This window comes from Glaciibacter superstes DSM 21135 (genome assembly GCF_000421145.1).
GTDB lineage: Bacteria > Actinomycetota > Actinomycetes > Actinomycetales > Microbacteriaceae > Cryobacterium > Cryobacterium superstes.
In genome coordinates this window covers 63278-78927 of record NZ_ATWH01000001.1, presented here as the reverse complement: position 1 = coordinate 78927, position 15650 = coordinate 63278, and the positions used below count along the sequence as shown (strand labels likewise).

Sequence of the window (15650 nt, the reverse complement as noted above, 5' to 3'; positions counted from 1 at the left end):
CCGATCACGAACGACCGTTCGATCACGAACGATAGGGGGCTTCACGGGTCACGGAAGGTGACGGATGCCACGGGCGGCACGGCTCACTGCGACGCGAGAATGCCGTCGAGGCGCTCGTAGCCCTCTGTGACGCCCTTCTCCATGCCGCTGGCCGCCATTCCGTCGCGCGCTTCCATGCTGGGGTAGCTGCTGTGACCGGTGATTCTGGTGCGACCATCGCCCAGGTCTTCGAAGGTCAGCGACTCGATGCTGACCACATCGGGGAAGCCCTCGAATTCGAACGTCTGGATGATGAACTCGTTTTCACGTGCGACGTGGAATACGCCGTTGAAGGCGTACTCTTCGCCGGAGGGGTCTTTGTGCGCATAGCGGTAGTGGCCACCGGTGCGCACGTCGTAGCTGTCGATCTTCATCTCGTAGCCGTTCGGCCCGAGCCACTGCTTCACCAGCTCCGGATCGGTGTGCGCTCGATAGACCGATTCGACCGGAGCATCGAACTCGCGAACGATCTCGATGAACGGCAAGGCTTCGGGCGTGCTGATGGTGACGGGATTAGTGCTCATTTCTCCTTCTCCTTCATAGTGTCGAGCAGCCCGTCGAGGCGACGGAACTGCTGTTCGTGAATCAGTCGATATCCATCGATCCAGGCGGTGAGTGATTCAAGCGCCTGCGGGTCGAGGTGAACAGGCCGGCGCTGAGCGTCGCGTGTGCGCGTGACCAGGCCGGCGTGCTCAAGCACCTGGATGTGCTTCGAGATCGCCTGCTTGGTGATGTCGAATGGCTCGGCGAGTTCATTCACCGTCGCCGGCCCCCGGCTGAGGCGAGCAACGATCTGCCGCCGCACCTGGTCGCCCAGCGCCACAAATGCCCTGTCGAGACGGCTCTCGGCATCCGCCCCGTCGGTTCCAACATCATCCATTAGACAACCAGCTCATTGATCAACCGTTCCATTGATTACAATATGGCAACGACGGATGTCTGTCAAGACCCAGTCGAGCCTTGCTGGCGCGTGCTCCCGGCGGTGGGCGGCTTCGAAACTAGGCTCACACGGTGGAGGAGGCAGGCGGTGCCACGGAAGATGCGCGCCATCGGCGCGGCGATGCTCGTCGTCGCGATCCTCGGCGTGTTCGTGACCGCTGCCGGCGACACCACGCCTGCGAACGCGGCAGACGAGTATCCGACCTGGGCGGATGTCGAGGCGGCCAGGGGCAATGCGGGGGCGACCGAGACCGAAGTCACCCGAATCAACGGGTTGCTCGGCCAGCTTGAGACCCGTGCAGCTGCCCTCGGTGACGCGGCCGTCGCGGCCAGTGGCGCGGCATCCGTTGCCGAAGCGGAACTCGCGCTGGCACGCGAACGAGCCACATCGATCGAGGCCCAGCTCGACACAGCCTCCGAGCAGGCTGACGACGCCAGCGTGCAATTGGGGAGGCTCGGTGCGCAGCTGTACCGCTCCGGAGCCGGCGAGCTGGTCTACCGACTGCTCCTGACGAATGACCCAGACGTGGATCTGCTGTACCAACTGGGCGTGTCGACCCGCCTCAGCGAGACGACTCGTGCCGTGCAGGATCGCGCACTGAAGCAGCAGAATGTCGTGGCGACACTTGAGAAGCAGGCCGCGCTCGCCGCGAAGGAACGCGACCGACTGTCTGCCCAGGCGCAGCGGCAGGCCGACGAGGCCGTCGCTGCGGAACAGGCCGCGACCGCGCAGCTGGCCGAGAAACGTGCCAATGCCGACGTGCTGATTGCGCAGCTCGCCGCACTGAAGAACACCACCGCCGCGGTTGAGGAAGCCTACCGTGCCGGGGTTGCCGCCGAAGAGGAGCGCAAGAGGCAGGAGGAAGAGGAACGCCGGAGGCAGAACGAGGCGAACAACCCCGGGGGTGGAGGGGGCACAGGTACCGCGCCACCGCCGTCTGGCATCATCGTCGATCCGGCCGGAGCGCGGGCGTATGCGGCGAGCGCGATCGGCGGCTACGGCTGGGGCGAAGGCGAATACAACTGCCTGGTCCTGCTCTGGAACCGTGAGTCCGGCTGGCGCGCAGACGCGTACAACGCGAGCAGCGGTGCCTACGGCATTCCGCAGTCGCTCCCGGGGAGCAAGATGGCTTCCGCCGGCGATGACTGGCGCATCAACGCGGCCACCCAGATCAACTGGGGCCTCGGCTACATCGACGGCCGCTACGGCTCACCATGCGGCGCGTGGCAGCACTCGGAGGAATGGAATTGGTACTGACCGGCATCCGGTCGATTCTGGTCACTATTATTGGTTCGTGAACAAGACCCTGCATTTTGTCGAGATGCTCGCCGAAGTGTTCACGTGGGTGGGACTGGCCCTCGGCGGACTGTGTTTCATCACGCTGCTGATCGTGCAGGTCTCTGGGGGTCGTTGGGTCGAGACCGACGTCATCACCATCGGTGAGGCCGGCGACGAACGACTGCGCTGGATGTCGGCGGACGGCCTTCACGAGCGACTGCTCGATGCCGGAGAGGCGGAAGCCTTCCGGCACCACGCGGAGAACCGTCTGTTCTACAGCCAACGCGACCCGAGTCGCATCCGTTTCGACGCCGTCGGGCACGCCGAGAAGACACTCCGGCTGCTCACCTGGTTGCTGCTGGGCGTCGGCGTTGTCGCTCTTGTCGTGTCGATCGCCCTGATCTTCGTTCCGTAGCAGCCAGGCTGCGGTGTGCGAAGGGCTTTGGCGTGACGGATGTGAGTGAGCAGGCCTCGGGGGCGCGCTAGAGTCCCTGCTCCACCATGCTGATCACTCTTTGAATGAGGCTGTCGCGCAGTTCGGTGTCAATGCCGCGAAGGGGGCCGTCGATGAGGAGGATGGCCAGGCCGTGCACTGCAGACCAGGCGAGGAACTCCGCGCCTGGGCGTCGCTCCGGTGGGATACCGCCGGCCGCCTCCACCCCATCGATCGCTTTGGTCAGGAGCTGGAAGGGTGTCAGCCCGCTCTCCCCGGCACGTTCCTCGTTTGTCGCCTCCTCCATGTCGGGAGAGGCGGAGAACGCGGTCTGGAAGAGCCCGGGCTCGGCGAGCGCGAAGTGGAGATAGCCGACGCCGACCGCGCGGAGAACCTGATGCGCCTGCTCGAGTGGGTCGGGGACATCCGTTATCTTCGCCTGCTCCGCCTCGATTGCCAGCGCAACGAACGACTGACAGGCGCCGCAGACCTCGTCGAGGAGGTCCTGTCGGTCGGTGAAATGGCGGTAGGCGGCATTCGGCGAGACCCCGGCACGACGAGTGGCTTCTCGAAGAACGACGGCGCTGGGGCCGCCGTCCCGTGCCAACTCGACGCCCGCCTCGATCAGCGCCCGTCGCAGGTCGCCGTGACGATACGTGCTGCGACCGGTTATTCCGGATTCTGCGGTTGTCACCGCCTCACCGCCTCGTTAGGATAATACTGTTATGTGTACAACGTATACATAACCTTACCTGACCGAAAGATACTTTCGTATACAACTCGCCCATCCGGGTCGAAAGAAGGACAGAACAATGACCAACGTACTCGGCATCACCAGCGGCGTCAGCGGGTTTGCCGTTCCGGACATCGATGCGGCAAAGGCGTTCTACGGCGACACACTCGGACTCGAGGTGAGCGAACCAGGCATGGGGCTACTGAGCCTGACCCTGCCGGGCGGTGTCACGGTGATGGTCTACCCGAAGCCAGACCACGCGCCTGCCGTTTTCACCATCCTCAATTTCGAGGTTTCCGACATCGACTCCGCGGTCGACCGGCTCACGGCGAACGGCGTTGTCTTTGAGCGCTACGCGGCGTTCGACCAAGACGAGAAGGGCATCGCGCGCAGCGACAACCCGGAACACGGGCCGTCGATCGCCTGGTTCACCGACCCCGCCGGCAACATCCTCGCTGTGATGCAGAGCGCCTAGCGAGTCGTCGGTCCGGTGAGGTGGAGTCAGCGACTGCCGCGGCGCTTGCCCTTCTTCGGTACGGCGGCCCGCGTGCGCCCGGGGGCCGCGCCCTGCTTCTTCGGCTGGTTCGGCTTCTTCTTCGCCGCAGCCTCGCGGGCAGCCTTCGCCGCCTCCTTGGCCTTCGCCGTCTTCTTTACCTTCTTGACCGGTTCGCCCCGCACGACGACGGTGTCGCCGCGGGAGCTCGCCGTGCTGCGGCCACGCACGATCCCGATGAACTCCTGCACGTCATCCGTCGTCTTCGCGGTGACCCAGGCGAGCCCGACCTGCGTTTCTGCGACGCCCGTCACCGGCCGGGAGACCACGTCTTTCCTGCTGTGCAGGCGCGCCAGCGAATGCGGAAGGATCGCGATGCCGACTCCGGCTGCGACCTGTTCGACAACGTCGTCGAGATCGCGTAGTTTCGGCAGCGGCCGGCGAGTGCCGCCCTGCACTTCGGTCGCAATGTCGCGCCACTCCGGCACGTCGTCCGGGTTCTGCAGTAGGTGCTCACCCGCCAGGTCGGCGAGCTCGACCGTCTCGCGCGCGGCCAGCTCGTGGTCCTTGGCGAACACCACCACCGGCACCTCGTTGTACAGCGTGATGACACTCAACCCGGTCGCGTCGACCGGCAGCCGCACCAGGCTGACGTCAGCACGACCGTCGTGCAACACCGCCACCTGCTCGCCCGCATCCGTGCGGAACACCTCGAGCGGGGCATCCGGCCGCCTCTCGGCCCAGGTCCTGGTCCACTTGGTCGGTGTCACGCCGGCGGAGAAAGCTATGGAAAAGGTCACCGGCACAGGCTATACGCTGGGAGGATGACCGAGAAGAAGCCCCAGACCATGAAGTCCGCCACCGCGGCACAGAAGCTCGGGATTCTGCTTGAGGCGGCCCCGCAGGAATTTCAGGACTCGACACCGTCGAGAACCGAACTGGCGGCCTTGATGACGGATGCCCCTGCCTGGCTTTCCGAGTTGCGCGCGAACGGTCCGCACCCGCGTCAGGTCGTCGCCGCCAAGCTCGGTGTGTCGATCTCCGGTCTCGCCCGCGGCAGCGTGACCGAGCCGTTGACGACCGCCGAGATCAGCGCCCTGCTGCAGAAGCCACCGGCGTGGCTGGTCACAGAGCGCGCGACGCAGGCCGAGGTGCGTGCTGAGCAGATCCGTGTAAAAGACGCGAAGGCCGAGAAGGCCGCGAAGAAGGAACGCGCAGAACGTGGAGCGGCCCAGCGCGCCGCCCACCGCGGCGCCTGACCGCCCGTCTAGCGGGTTTCGGCGGCATACTGCGCTTGCAGAAATGCCACGATGTCGGCGAGTTCAGCCTGTGAGACCGAGTGGCCCATGCCCTCGTAGATGCGCTCGGTCAATGTGGAGTGTGCGGTGAGCCAGGTCTGGGTCTCGTCCACGGCCTGCATCGGAATGACGTCGTCGGCCGTGCCACGGCCCCAGAACACCGGCGGCCGCAGCTCGGCCAGAGTGTCATCTCCCTCTCTGCCAGGGCCGACGACGAACCCGGAGAGCTGCACGGCGAACGCGAAGCGATCAGGTGCGTGGCGCAGCAGCTGCAGCGCCATCGCGCCACCCTGTGAGAAACCGAGCAGGCCGACGGATGTCGGTTGCTCTGGCAATGCATCGAGCCAGTCGAGCACGCCACGGGCAGCAGCATCCGCGTAATCATCGACAGCCTGGCGTTGCTCTTCCTTGCGAGGAAACCATCCCCATCCGTCTCCCACCGTCAGCGGCGCTCGAAGTGAGGCGATCGCCGGTTCGAGCGGAAGGTGCGGGGCGAGCGAGAACAGGTCGCCCTCATGTGAGCCGAGCCCGTGCATGATGACAAGAAGCGGCCGCCCGGCGCGATCGGCTTCTCCGGCTGACCAGAGCACGGCATCCGCATCAATCGGTTCGGTGCGTTCGTTTTCACCCATGACTACCTCACATTCCACTGGCTCACATTCCATGGTCGAGCCCGGCCGGCGTCGACAATCCCATCCTGTCATCGACCGCGTCGGCGCGTGAAGCCGGGCCCGAGCGGGGAGTTGCTGCCCGCGTTCCCGTCGTTGTTGGGGCGGATAGGCGAGAATGTAGGCATGAGCGTGCGTACACCGGACCCAGACCCGGACTGGACCCCCGGCCCAGACGACGAGCCCCCGCCCCCTCCGACGAACCCCGGCTGGCTGAGCGACCTCGAATTGGAACAGGTGCGCCGGCGCCTCCCGTTGCTCTACGTCGAGGCCGTGCCGGTGCGGGTCGACGGCATCGGCCAGGTCGTTGAGGTCGGTGTGCTGCTGCGCGCGACCGCGACCGGGGAGATGACGCGCACGCTCGTGTCGGGGCGCGTGATGTACGGCGAAACGCTGCGCGATGCGCTGTACCGCCACCTCGAGAAAGACCTCGGCCCAATGGCATTCCCGCAGCTGCCGGCCAGCCCGGTGCCGTTCTCCGTGGCGGAGTACTTTCCTCTGCCGGGCCTGACGGCGTTCACGGATGACCGGCAGCACGCGGTCTCGCTGGCCTACGTCGTTCCCGTCACTGGAACGTGCGACCCCAGGCAGGACGCCCTCGAACTGACCTGGATGACACCGGAGGAAGCCGCGTCAGACGCCGTGTCTGCCGAGATGGAAGGCGGGCGCGGCGCGTTGTTGCGCACCGCCCTCGCATCCGTCGGCATGTTGCGCTGAGTTTCCGTTCGTTCGTCTGCGAGATCAGTCAGCCCGACGACAACACGGACTCGATTGCGCGGCCGATGATCGGTGCGAGCGTGCGCGCCCATGTCGCCGTAACGTGCGTTGTGTCACGGTAGACGACGACGTTCCCGATTACCGCCGGGCACGTCGTGGCGGTGCAATACAGATCGCTCAGGTCGATCACTGTCGCGCCGGGCGTCGCGGCGGCGGCCTGTACTGCGCCGTCGAACGCGGCGAGCGCGCGCTCCCGCGGCTGGTCGCAGGCTCCAGCGGCATTCGCGCCCATCCGCTCAACACAGTAGCCACTTTCCGGCGAAGAGAGTGGGTTGTCGCGGATCGAGATGACGGGAATGCCTCGTTCTGCGACCGGGGTCCACGCGCCGATGAGACCGTCGATCGTAGCCTGTTCCTTGCTCACGCCCACCGGGGGCCTCACCGCATTGTTGGTGTCCGAATGAGTAGTGAGGATCGCGTCGAACGGTCCCGTCAGCAAAAGGCTCGCGAGTGCATCCTGCCACTGCTTGCAGGCATCCTGGTCCCAGCGAGGGCGAAGGGTGTCGGCGGTCGTCCAGTAACAGCCGCCGCGGCCGGCAACGTCAATGCGCCAGTTGTTATCGTTCGCCATCCGCTCGTAAGTGCCCAGAAGAGTGTTGTTGTGCGAGTCGCCCACCGCGATGAGGTGTCGGACGTAGCCCGCGGTCGGCCCGAGGCTGCAGACGTTCAGGCTCGATTTGCCCATCTCCGTCCAGCAGCCCGGACGATTGTCATCGTCCGATCCGCGATCGACGGGGAAAGGGACCAGGACACCGGCCAGGTCAGGGTTGGAACACGGTGCCGTGGCCGGGTCGACCGCCGCGGCGCCGAGGCAGGCTGGGTCGGAGGCCACGATCGCCGCTGTGTTCGCCCGCTCCGCGCTGATGTCTACGGCGTTGGCGACCAACGGAACTGAGCAGAGACCGACGACGAGGAGCATCGCTGACCCCATAGCGATCAAGATCGTCATCGGGCGGACCTGGCCGAGCAGGCGCGGTGAGAATCGAATCGGGTCCTCGACGAACCGCATCGACGCCCAGGAGACAAACAAGGTAATGGCGATGATTCCCAGCTTCTCAACGTCGGTGAGTTCGTGGCCGGTCGCGTACGGGATCAGGACGATCAACGGCCAATGCCAGAGGTAGATGCTGTACGAGGCACGCCCCAGGAATGCGACTGGTGCAAAGTGGCCTACCCGGCTACCGATCGAACCCTGGCCGGCCCAGATCGCCAGCACGGTCGCTGTCACCGGTACGAGTGCGGCAGCGCCCGGGAACGGGGTGAACGCGTCGAACACGAGGCTTCCGACCTCGACGGCGACTGTCCCGATGATGGGCAGCGTGAGCCGTGCAATCCTCGGCGCCCGGATTGCCACGAACGACAGCAGGGCTCCTGCGCCGAACTCCCAGGCTCGGGTGGTGGTGGGAAAGTAGGCAAGACTGCCGGTGCGCGTGGTCAGCCACAGCGAATATGCGAAGGAGCCCGCTGTGCAGACGGCCACAGCGACCAGCAGTGTTGTAGCCCGGGGCCAGTGGAACGATCGTGAGACGACGAGCGACGCGATCAAGAGAAGCGGCAGTGCCACGTAGAATTGCTCCTCGACGGACAGCGTCCAGAAATTCTGCACCGGAGAAGGTGGGAGCGCAGAGGCGAGGTAGTTGACCGATTTGTAGCTCAGCAGCCAGTTTTCGCCGTACACGGCGGAGGCGATGACCTCCTGCAGGAAGCCGGTCCACAGGCTCCGAGGTATCCACACCAGAATGCCGACCACAGTGAAGGCGAGTGTGAGGAGCGCGGCAGGAAGGAGCCGCTTCGCGCGTTTCGACCAGAACGCAGCCACCCGGATTCGCCCGGTGCCGACTGCCTCCCGAAGCAGGTGCGACGTGATCAGGTATCCGCTGATCACGAAGAATACATCGACACCGATGTACCCGCCCGGCAACAGATTCGGCCACAGATGGAACACCAAGACGGCCAATACCGCGAGCGCTCGGAGCGCCTGGATATCAGCGCGAACGTCGCGTTGTCCACGTGCACTCGTCGCGGCAGCTCGGGTGGCAGCCACCGTGTCGGCAATAGCCGGCTCGGTCATGCAGTCATGCTAATAGCGCGTGTCGTGCCCTGTCGATGATCAAAATGTCACAAATTGGGGACTGACAGCCGCTCAGGCCAGGCCGAGCGTCTCCAGGAACAGGCGCGCGTATCGCGGGGCGTCGACGTCGAGAGCGATTTCGACGGTTTCCCATTCTTCGGCGAGGCCATGCACGACGTCTTCGCCCGGCCACCGGCGCAGGTCGACGAGGGTCTGACCGCGGCCGTAGCCTCCCAGCTCGACGCGCACGGGCCGCAGCTCGGTGCGCAGCGCATCGGGGTCGACCAGGGCGCACACCGCGCCGGCGTCGCCGATCAGGCCGGTGTATTCGGAGCTCTTGTCTGACCCGAGTACGACCCTATTGGTCAGCAGCGAGCCGACGGTACGCCCAACGGCACTGTCATGTTCGAGAAGAGCGGATGCTACGTTTTCGTCGACTCCGACCTGGTTGAACACGTCGAGACCGTACATGAAAGTCGGCACGCCGGAATCGAGCACGATGGCAGCGGCTTCCGGGTCGTGCCAGACGTTGAACTCTGCGACCGCGGTAGCGTTGCCAACACTCGCGGAACCGCCCATGAAGACGATCCGCTCGATGTTGTCTGCGATGTCGGGGTACTGGCGCAGGAGCAGCGCCAGGTTCGTCTGTGGTGCCAGCGCAACGAGGGTGACGGGAACGGCGCTCTGGCTGATCAGCGTGTGCATGAGTTCGATCGAGCTGATCGGGAGTGCCGAGCGGTCACTGGGCGGGAGGCGCAGGGTACCGAGACCGCCTTCGCCGTGCACGTGGGACGCGGACCGCGCCGGTTCGATCAGTGGGCGCCTGGCTCCTGCCGCCACCGGGATGTCCGGTGAGCCCGCGACGTCGAGGATGCGCAGGGTGTTCTCGACGACGCGCTCCAGGGAGGCGTTGCCTGCAACGCAGCTGATGCCCAGCACGTCGATGCCGGGATGGGCGACGGCGAACAGGATGGCGAGGGCATCGTCGACGCCGGTGTCGACGTCGAGGATCACGGGGAGTGCGGTCATCCGTTCAGCCTATGGCGCGCAGCACGCTCTCGTTTGCCGGGAGTGCGCGGGTGCGCTCGCGGCTGCGGCCGCGCGGGCGGCTGCGCCGCAGTGTCGGGGGCGGTCGCGATCAGCGAACGAGACGCACTTCGGTGATCTCCTCGCCGAGGAACGGCTGTACCTGCTCTGCACCATCGGCCGCGAAACCATTGCGCTGGTAGAAACGGTGTGCGCGTGGGTTGTCGGCCGCCACCCAGAGGTAGGCCGGATCGGTACCGCAGGCCGCGTCGAAGAGCTTCTGGCCTGTGCCGGTGCCGTGGAACTCCTCGAGAAGGTAGACGAAGTACAGTTCCCGGTCTCTGGGGGCGTCTTCGTCGCGGGCCGGACCGGATCCGGAGAAGCCGACGATGGTCTCACCGGCCAAGGCTGCGTACTGCCAGTAGTCCTCGCCCTGGCCCATCCAGTGTGTCCAGAGTTCGGCCATGCGGCGGGGGGAAAGGTTGGCCAGAGCGGCCTCACTGATCAGGTGGTCGTAGGTCTCGTGCCAGCATGCTGCGTGGACTCGGCCGAGGGCCTCGGCGTCGACGTCACGAACAGGCCGAACAACTGCTGTGGTGTCCATGGATCGAGACTAGCCGAGCCACCGAGGCACTTTTGACCGCTCTGGATTCACGGGGAACGCAGAACGGGCCGGCCTCCGAAGAGACCGGCCCGTTCTGGGTGAAAGTGCTTAGCCCTGCGCGCGTCGCGGAGCCGAGCGGCGAGCGCCGCCGTTCGACGAGGATCCGCCGACAAGGCTGCCGACCCGCAAGCCGCCGGAGCGACCGGAACCGGCGCCCTGGCCGCCCTGCTTGGCTGCACCGCTCCTGGCACCGGCTGGGCGACCTGAACGGTCGCGTCGCGGAGCGACCGTGGTGGCCGCGGCGTCGCCGCCCCGTCCGCCCTGGGCGCCACGGCCTTCACCGCTGCGACCCTCGCCGCGTCCGCGGCCCTCACCGTCACGATTGGCGCGCTTGCGCTGGGCGTTTGCGCCCTGCGAGCGGCCGCCCTGCGACTGGCCGCGCTGCGGCTGCTCCTGGCGAGGCAGCGGCTTCACATAGGCCGCGACCTCTCCGACGAGCTCTGCCACGGCGGGGGAGTTCGCGTTCACCCGCTGTGGGGTCACCTTGATGGCGGCCTTGCGCAACAGCTGCTCGGTGTCTTTCTTCTGCATCGGCAGCATGACGGTGACGACGTCACCGGCGCTGCCGGCGCGGGCGGTGCGGCCAGAACGGTGCAGGTAGGCCTTGTGCTCTGCCGGCGGGTCGACGTGGATGACGAGTTCGATGTCGTCGACGTGCACGCCGCGAGCCGCGACATCCGTCGCCACCAGTACCTTGACGGTACCGGCGCTGAACGCGGCCAGGTTGCGGTCGCGGGCCACCTGCGAGAGGTTGCCGTGCAGGTCGACGGAGGGAATTCCGGCGTCGGTGAGCTGCTTCGCGAGCTTCTTGGCGTGGTGCTTGGTGCGCATGAACAGGATGCGGCGGCCGGTGCCTGAGGCGAGCTTCTGCACGAGGTCTTTCTTGGCGTCGACACCGTCGACCTCGAAGACGTGGTGCGTCATCGCGGAGACGTGGCTGGTGACCTCATCAACCGAGTGCAGTACCTCGTTCTGCAGGAAGCGGCGCACGATCTTGTCTACGCCATTGTCGAGCGTGGCCGAGAACAGCAGGCGCTGGCCGCCGGCCGGAGTCTTCTCGAGGATGCGGGTGACAACGGGCAGGAAGCCGAGGTCGGCCATGTGGTCGGCCTCGTCGAGCACGGTGATCTCGATCGCGTCGAGGCTCACGAAGCGCTGCTTCATGAGGTCTTCGAGGCGGCCGGGGCAGGCAACGACGATGTCGACGCCAGCCTTGAGCGCGGCGACCTGGCGGTTCTGCGAGACGCCGCCGAAGATGGTCGTGGTGGTAAGGCCGTATGCCTCGGCGAGCGGGGTGAGCGCGGCGGAGATCTGGGTGGCCAACTCACGGGTCGGAGCCAGGATCAGGCCGAGCGGGTGACCCGGGCGACGCTTGCCGCCGGCGAGGGATCCGCCGAGGCGCGCCACCATGGGCAGCGAGAAGGCGAGGGTCTTGCCAGAGCCGGTCTTGCCGCGGCCGAGCACGTCGCGTCCGGCGAGCGTGTCTGGCAGTGTGTCGACCTGGATCGGGAAAGGGGATTCGATTCCCTGCGACGCCAGGATGGCGACGAGGGGAGCCGGCACGCCGAGCGCGCCGAAGGAGTTTTCAGACAAAGTGGTGCCTTTCGGGCATCAGTGCCTCACACCTGCCGTATTCCGCGCAAGGCGGCATAGGCAAACACGAGGATTCACATGGCGAAGGTGCCGATGGGCACATCCGTTCGCCGTAAGAAATTTTCATTCGGAAATCGGGCCAGGCCACGGTTGCGGCTGCCGCGATAGAAAGAGGCGTTCTACGACGCAGGGAGCGCAGCTATGCACTCACAAGTGATCTCACTCTACCGGATGCCCGGGCAATCCCGTGCATTGCCCGGAATATCCGCAGGAACGGGCGTCAGTGCTGCCCGTGGTAGAGCTCGCCGACCGGCACATCGACCGAGACGATGTTGCCGGCCTGCGGGAGTGGGCACGACCACATCGGGTCGAAGGCGCACGACGGGTTGTAGGCGAAGTTGAAGTCGAGAATGAGCGTGTCGTCGTCTGCGCCTGGGCCGAGGTCGGCACCTTTGACGGTGTCGAGGAGGTAACGGCCGCCACCGTAGGTACCGCCCGGCTTTCCGGCGAGCGCGTCGCGCAGCGGCAGGAAGAGCCCGCCGGCGTAACTGGCGAGGCGCCACACGTCGAGCGAACCGACGTACGGAAGGCGAACGGTGCCGACGAGTTCGAACGGCACGACGCCGTCAGTGCTGGTCTCGACCGAAATGCGCAGGTGCTCTTCCTTGCGGTGCACCTCTACCTCGAACCGCCAGTCAGGGTCGTAACCAGCGATCGGCAGGCCGGTGAACGCCGAACGGTCGTCTGGCAGCAACGGCGATGACGGATGCCCCGCGAACAGTTCGTCTCGCCCCGAACGCCACAACTCGTGGCCGGCAGCCGGGTCTCGCACGCTCAGCTGTCGCACCCCCGCATAGAGGCCGAAAATACGCCGCCGCCAGTCAGCGACCTGCAGGGCTCCGAGGCTTGAACTCATTCAGTCAGGCTAGCAACGGCTCCCGCTGGTACCGATCACCGATAACCCGCGTCGACGGATGCTGCGTCGCCAAAGTAGGAAGTCCGTGCGTCAGAGTGTCGATCTGTCCTCCGTTGAGCGCTGGACGGCCGATTTGTCCTACTTTCGGGAGGGGACCGCGTCGGTTTCGCCGGAGGGAGCGACAAGGATGTCGGCGCCGAGGTCGAAGCGCCAGCTCGGCGCGAGGCGCTTCAGCTGCAGCATCCGCCACTGCCAGAATGCCCAAAACGCGGGCCATGCCGCAGGGGTCGCCGGTGCGGTGCGGAACACCAGCTGGTCGCGGTAGAGGGTCTTCCCGGTGCCGGCCGGGTCGGCGGAGATCGCCATGCTGTGATCCCAGTGGGTGACCGCGGCGAGTGGCCCTGACCCGGGGTGACCGGTGTCACGCAGGATGCGCACGGTACCATGCTGTCTGCTCGATACGCCCAGACGGATGACGTGTCGCCCGGCCGGAACCAGACCGAAACCTTTCACGAGAACTTCGTGTTCGCCAGGCTCCCACAGAGTGGGAAACCCATCGGCGGCGAGCGACTCCAGTGCGAACAACGGCGAACTGACCTCTCGCAGAACGGCCGGGCTGCGGATGGCGCGCCAGGCGGCATCCGGGTCGCAATCGAGGATCTCTTTCAACAGCACGCGCATGCCGCCAGTCTGCACGCGTTACCTGAACGCCGGATGCCCAGTGATCGGAAGCGCAGAGATCGGAAGCGCAGAGATCGGAAGCGCAGAGATCGGAAGCGCAGTGATCGGAAGCGCAGTGACCGGAATGCCCGGATGTCGCCTGCATGCAGTACAACTGGAAGGTCATGATCAGATACTGGCTGGGAGTCGTGCACCGTGACCACGTTCTGCGCGGTGTTGAAATGGGCATCGCCCAGACGAACCACGGAGCCCGCGGTGCCCTCGAACGCATGGGCGAAGCCGACGGGCTCGTCTACTACTCGCCGAAGACCGCACTTGAGGGCGAATCGCTCAAGGAATTCACCGCCATCGCGCGCATCACCGATGCCGATGTCTTTCAGGCCGGTGACCGGTCTTCGTCGTGGCGGCCGTGGCGTCGACGGGCTGATTACGACACGGATGCGGTGGCCGCATCGATCCGTCCGCTCCTTCCCGTTCTCGAGTTCACGCGTGAGAACCCGAACTGGGGTTACCAGCTGCGCCGCGGCCTCATCGAGATCTCCCGGCACGACTTCGACGTGATCCGCGCCCAGATGCGGCGGCCATCTGCGGATGATCGGTAGCGCGGATGACCGCTAGCGCAGATGACCGGTAGCGCAGTCGACCGCTAGCGCGCGGAGGCGCTGGCGGCAGACCCATCCAGCGGCCTCTCGGTCGGCGTTCATTAGACTCGCGGGCATGGCAGACGCTCTCTGGTGGGTACCCTCGGTCATCGTGCTCGCGATCGTGGTGGGTGTTGTTGTGCTCGTCATCGCCCTGGTCAGACGGCGTTCCCGCGGACGCACGGCGGTCTTGTCTGCCGAGGCGAAAGAGCGTGCCCGCGCGGCCGCGATCTCGCTGGTGCGGGCCGATGACCTGGTGCAGTCGGCCGGTGACGAGCTGGGGTTCGCGCTCGCCCAGTTCGGTGAACGGGCCACCCGGGAATTCGCGGACGCGCTCGTCACATCGAGGCGCCAGCTGCGGGACGCCTTTGCGCTTCAACAAAAGCTCGACGATGCCGTCCCAGACTCTGACGATGAACGCCGCCGCTGGAATGAGCAGATCATCGTGCTGGCCGATGAGGCGAACGACAGGCTGCACGAGCAGACCCGTGACTTCGACAGTCGGCGCGGCGCCGAACGTGACGCGCCAATGAAACTCGACCAGCTGCGCCGGCGCCTGGATCGCTGTGACGACCGTATTGCCGCCGGCGAGGCCACGCTGGCCCGCCTGGCTCTGACCTATGCCGCGCCGGCGCTCGATTCGACACGCACGAACCCCGCACGGGCGAAGGCCGCACTGGCCGAGGCGCGTGTGGCAGCGGATGCCGCGACGGCGGCTCTCGAGGCAGGGGGCGCGGATCCGGTGGGCGACGACGTCCGCACGGCAGAGCAAGGACTCTTCACGGCCACCCGGCTGCTCGACGCGATCGAATCGGGCGAAGACCAACTGCACATCGGCTTCTCGGCACTCGGCACCGCCCTCGACGACGCCGATGCGGAGCTCGCGGAAGCGCGGGGGCTTCGCGACCGGCATGAGGAATCGGATGCGAGCGCCCAGCTCGGCGGCGTCATCGCCAAGGCCGAAGTTGTCGTCACCGGGCTTCGCGCGCCGTCCAGGCTGAGCAACCCGGCCGTCGATCTCGCTGACCTGCGCGTCGCGATGGACGGGCTCGACGTCATCCGTTCAGAGGCACGCAATCGTCAGCTGCGCCTGGAGAACGCGAGAACAGCGCTCGGCGGGGCGATCATGGCCGCAACGAGCCAGATCCAGGTCACCAGGGATTTCGTCACAGGCAATCGCGGGCACGTTGGTGCGGCGGCGAGAACCCGCCTGGCCGAGGCCGAGCGGCAGCTTGCGCTCGCCGAGGCGGAGGCAGACCCGGTCGCTGCCCTCGACACGGCCCGCCGGGCCATGACACACGCGACGGATGCCGACGCGCTCGCCCGGTATGAGGTGCACTGACCTGACATGCACTGACCTCTGACATGCGCCGACCTCTGACATACGTTGACTTTCATG

18 protein-coding genes are annotated in these 15650 nt (G+C 66.2%); 7 read left to right on the top strand and 11 right to left on the bottom strand.

Going from position 1 to position 15650, the window contains the following annotated elements:
- Nucleotides 1–83 precede the first annotated feature (83 nt).
- On the bottom strand, nucleotides 84–563 hold the full coding sequence (locus K323_RS0100430; protein ID WP_022883322.1) for an SRPBCC family protein: 480 nt from the start codon (nucleotides 561–563) through the stop codon (nucleotides 84–86).
- Nucleotides 560–919 carry an ArsR/SmtB family transcription factor gene (locus K323_RS0100425; protein ID WP_022883321.1) on the bottom strand — a complete coding sequence of 120 codons (360 nt, stop codon included), beginning with the start codon at nucleotides 917–919 and terminating at the stop codon, nucleotides 560–562. Before K323_RS0100425 ends, K323_RS0100430 begins: the two co-directional genes overlap by 4 nt.
- Before the next feature lie 147 nt (nucleotides 920–1066).
- Here K323_RS0100425 and K323_RS29240 point away from each other — a divergent pair, with 147 nt between their 5' ends.
- Nucleotides 1067–2236, top strand: a complete 1170-nt coding sequence (locus K323_RS29240; RefSeq protein ID WP_245570881.1) for a coiled-coil domain-containing protein — start codon at nucleotides 1067–1069, stop codon at nucleotides 2234–2236.
- Between the two features lie 37 nt (nucleotides 2237–2273).
- Complete coding sequence (locus K323_RS0100415) at nucleotides 2274–2672, top strand: hypothetical protein (protein ID WP_022883319.1); 399 nt, start codon at nucleotides 2274–2276, stop codon at nucleotides 2670–2672.
- A gap of 67 nt (nucleotides 2673–2739) precedes the next feature.
- Here the strand turns inward: K323_RS0100415 and K323_RS0100410 are convergent, their stop codons facing one another.
- Nucleotides 2740–3384 carry a TetR/AcrR family transcriptional regulator gene (locus K323_RS0100410; RefSeq protein ID WP_022883318.1) on the bottom strand — a complete coding sequence of 215 codons (645 nt, stop codon included), beginning with the start codon at nucleotides 3382–3384 and terminating at the stop codon, nucleotides 2740–2742.
- A 118-nt stretch (nucleotides 3385–3502) separates the two neighbouring features.
- Here K323_RS0100410 and K323_RS0100405 point away from each other — a divergent pair, with 118 nt between their 5' ends.
- Complete coding sequence (locus K323_RS0100405; RefSeq protein ID WP_022883317.1) at nucleotides 3503–3898, top strand: VOC family protein; 396 nt, start codon at nucleotides 3503–3505, stop codon at nucleotides 3896–3898.
- A 26-nt stretch (nucleotides 3899–3924) separates the two neighbouring features.
- Here the strand turns inward: K323_RS0100405 and K323_RS0100400 are convergent, their stop codons facing one another.
- Complete coding sequence (locus tag K323_RS0100400; RefSeq protein WP_026851043.1) at nucleotides 3925–4716, bottom strand: LysR family substrate-binding domain-containing protein; 792 nt, start codon at nucleotides 4714–4716, stop codon at nucleotides 3925–3927.
- Nucleotides 4717–4740: 24 nt separating this feature from the next.
- Between K323_RS0100400 and K323_RS0100395 the strand changes: the two genes are divergently transcribed.
- The gene (locus tag K323_RS0100395) at nucleotides 4741–5175 is read left to right on the top strand and encodes a DUF5997 family protein (protein ID WP_022883315.1); all 435 of its coding nucleotides are present in this window, start codon (nucleotides 4741–4743) and stop codon (nucleotides 5173–5175) included.
- An 8-nt stretch (nucleotides 5176–5183) separates the two neighbouring features.
- Here the strand turns inward: K323_RS0100395 and K323_RS0100390 are convergent, their stop codons facing one another.
- Nucleotides 5184–5846, bottom strand: a complete 663-nt coding sequence (locus K323_RS0100390; RefSeq protein WP_022883314.1) for an alpha/beta hydrolase — start codon at nucleotides 5844–5846, stop codon at nucleotides 5184–5186.
- A gap of 162 nt (nucleotides 5847–6008) precedes the next feature.
- On the opposite strand from K323_RS0100390, the gene K323_RS0100385 reads away from it, so the two are divergent.
- Nucleotides 6009–6599 (top strand): NUDIX hydrolase family protein, encoded by a 591-nt coding sequence (locus K323_RS0100385; protein ID WP_022883313.1) that lies wholly within the window; start codon nucleotides 6009–6011, stop codon nucleotides 6597–6599.
- A gap of 28 nt (nucleotides 6600–6627) precedes the next feature.
- Here K323_RS0100385 and K323_RS0100380 read toward each other — a convergent pair whose 3' ends face one another.
- From K323_RS0100380 to K323_RS23400, 6 genes are all read right to left on the bottom strand, one after another.
- A complete protein-coding gene (locus K323_RS0100380) occupies nucleotides 6628–8730 on the bottom strand; it encodes an acyltransferase family protein (protein ID WP_022883312.1) in 2103 nt (700 codons plus the stop codon).
- Between the two features lie 72 nt (nucleotides 8731–8802).
- A complete protein-coding gene (locus tag K323_RS0100375; RefSeq protein ID WP_022883311.1) occupies nucleotides 8803–9759 on the bottom strand; it encodes a nucleoside hydrolase in 957 nt (318 codons plus the stop codon).
- 109 nt (nucleotides 9760–9868) lie between these two features.
- On the bottom strand, nucleotides 9869–10360 hold the full coding sequence (locus K323_RS0100370) for a GNAT family N-acetyltransferase (protein ID WP_022883310.1): 492 nt from the start codon (nucleotides 10358–10360) through the stop codon (nucleotides 9869–9871).
- Between the two features lie 108 nt (nucleotides 10361–10468).
- Nucleotides 10469–12013, bottom strand: a complete 1545-nt coding sequence (locus K323_RS0100365) for a DEAD/DEAH box helicase (RefSeq protein WP_022883309.1) — start codon at nucleotides 12011–12013, stop codon at nucleotides 10469–10471.
- Nucleotides 12014–12293: 280 nt separating this feature from the next.
- On the bottom strand, nucleotides 12294–12929 hold the full coding sequence (locus K323_RS0100360) for a DUF1684 domain-containing protein (RefSeq protein WP_026851042.1): 636 nt from the start codon (nucleotides 12927–12929) through the stop codon (nucleotides 12294–12296).
- 138 nt (nucleotides 12930–13067) lie between these two features.
- Complete coding sequence (locus K323_RS23400) at nucleotides 13068–13610, bottom strand: hypothetical protein (RefSeq protein WP_033372230.1); 543 nt, start codon at nucleotides 13608–13610, stop codon at nucleotides 13068–13070.
- 164 nt (nucleotides 13611–13774) lie between these two features.
- On the opposite strand from K323_RS23400, the gene K323_RS23395 reads away from it, so the two are divergent.
- Complete coding sequence (locus K323_RS23395; RefSeq protein WP_245570880.1) at nucleotides 13775–14212, top strand: EVE domain-containing protein; 438 nt, start codon at nucleotides 13775–13777, stop codon at nucleotides 14210–14212.
- Nucleotides 14213–14327: 115 nt separating this feature from the next.
- Complete coding sequence (locus K323_RS0100345; protein WP_022883307.1) at nucleotides 14328–15593, top strand: hypothetical protein; 1266 nt, start codon at nucleotides 14328–14330, stop codon at nucleotides 15591–15593.
- Nucleotides 15594–15650 lie beyond the last annotated feature (57 nt).

What these genes read in the sequence shown, in the direction of transcription:
- K323_RS0100360 (WP_026851042.1), bottom strand. Translation starts at nt 12,929, where the DNA reads ATGAGTTCAAGCCTCGGAGCCCTGCAGGTCGCTGACTGGCGGCGGCGT.
- K323_RS0100380 (WP_022883312.1), bottom strand. Translation starts at nt 8,730, where the DNA reads ATGACCGAGCCGGCTATTGCCGACACGGTGGCTGCCACCCGAGCTGCC.
- K323_RS0100370 (WP_022883310.1), bottom strand. Translation starts at nt 10,360, where the DNA reads ATGGACACCACAGCAGTTGTTCGGCCTGTTCGTGACGTCGACGCCGAG.
- K323_RS0100390 (WP_022883314.1), bottom strand. Translation starts at nt 5,846, where the DNA reads ATGGGTGAAAACGAACGCACCGAACCGATTGATGCGGATGCCGTGCTC.
- K323_RS23400 (WP_033372230.1), bottom strand. Translation starts at nt 13,610, where the DNA reads ATGCGCGTGCTGTTGAAAGAGATCCTCGATTGCGACCCGGATGCCGCC.
- K323_RS0100345 (WP_022883307.1), top strand. Translation starts at nt 14,328, where the DNA reads ATGGCAGACGCTCTCTGGTGGGTACCCTCGGTCATCGTGCTCGCGATC.
- K323_RS0100430 (WP_022883322.1), bottom strand. Translation starts at nt 563, where the DNA reads ATGAGCACTAATCCCGTCACCATCAGCACGCCCGAAGCCTTGCCGTTC.
- K323_RS0100385 (WP_022883313.1), top strand. Translation starts at nt 6,009, where the DNA reads ATGAGCGTGCGTACACCGGACCCAGACCCGGACTGGACCCCCGGCCCA.
- K323_RS0100375 (WP_022883311.1), bottom strand. Translation starts at nt 9,759, where the DNA reads ATGACCGCACTCCCCGTGATCCTCGACGTCGACACCGGCGTCGACGAT.
- K323_RS0100425 (WP_022883321.1), bottom strand. Translation starts at nt 919, where the DNA reads ATGGATGATGTTGGAACCGACGGGGCGGATGCCGAGAGCCGTCTCGAC.
- K323_RS0100395 (WP_022883315.1), top strand. Translation starts at nt 4,741, where the DNA reads ATGACCGAGAAGAAGCCCCAGACCATGAAGTCCGCCACCGCGGCACAG.
- K323_RS0100405 (WP_022883317.1), top strand. Translation starts at nt 3,503, where the DNA reads ATGACCAACGTACTCGGCATCACCAGCGGCGTCAGCGGGTTTGCCGTT.
- K323_RS23395 (WP_245570880.1), top strand. Translation starts at nt 13,775, where the DNA reads ATGATCAGATACTGGCTGGGAGTCGTGCACCGTGACCACGTTCTGCGC.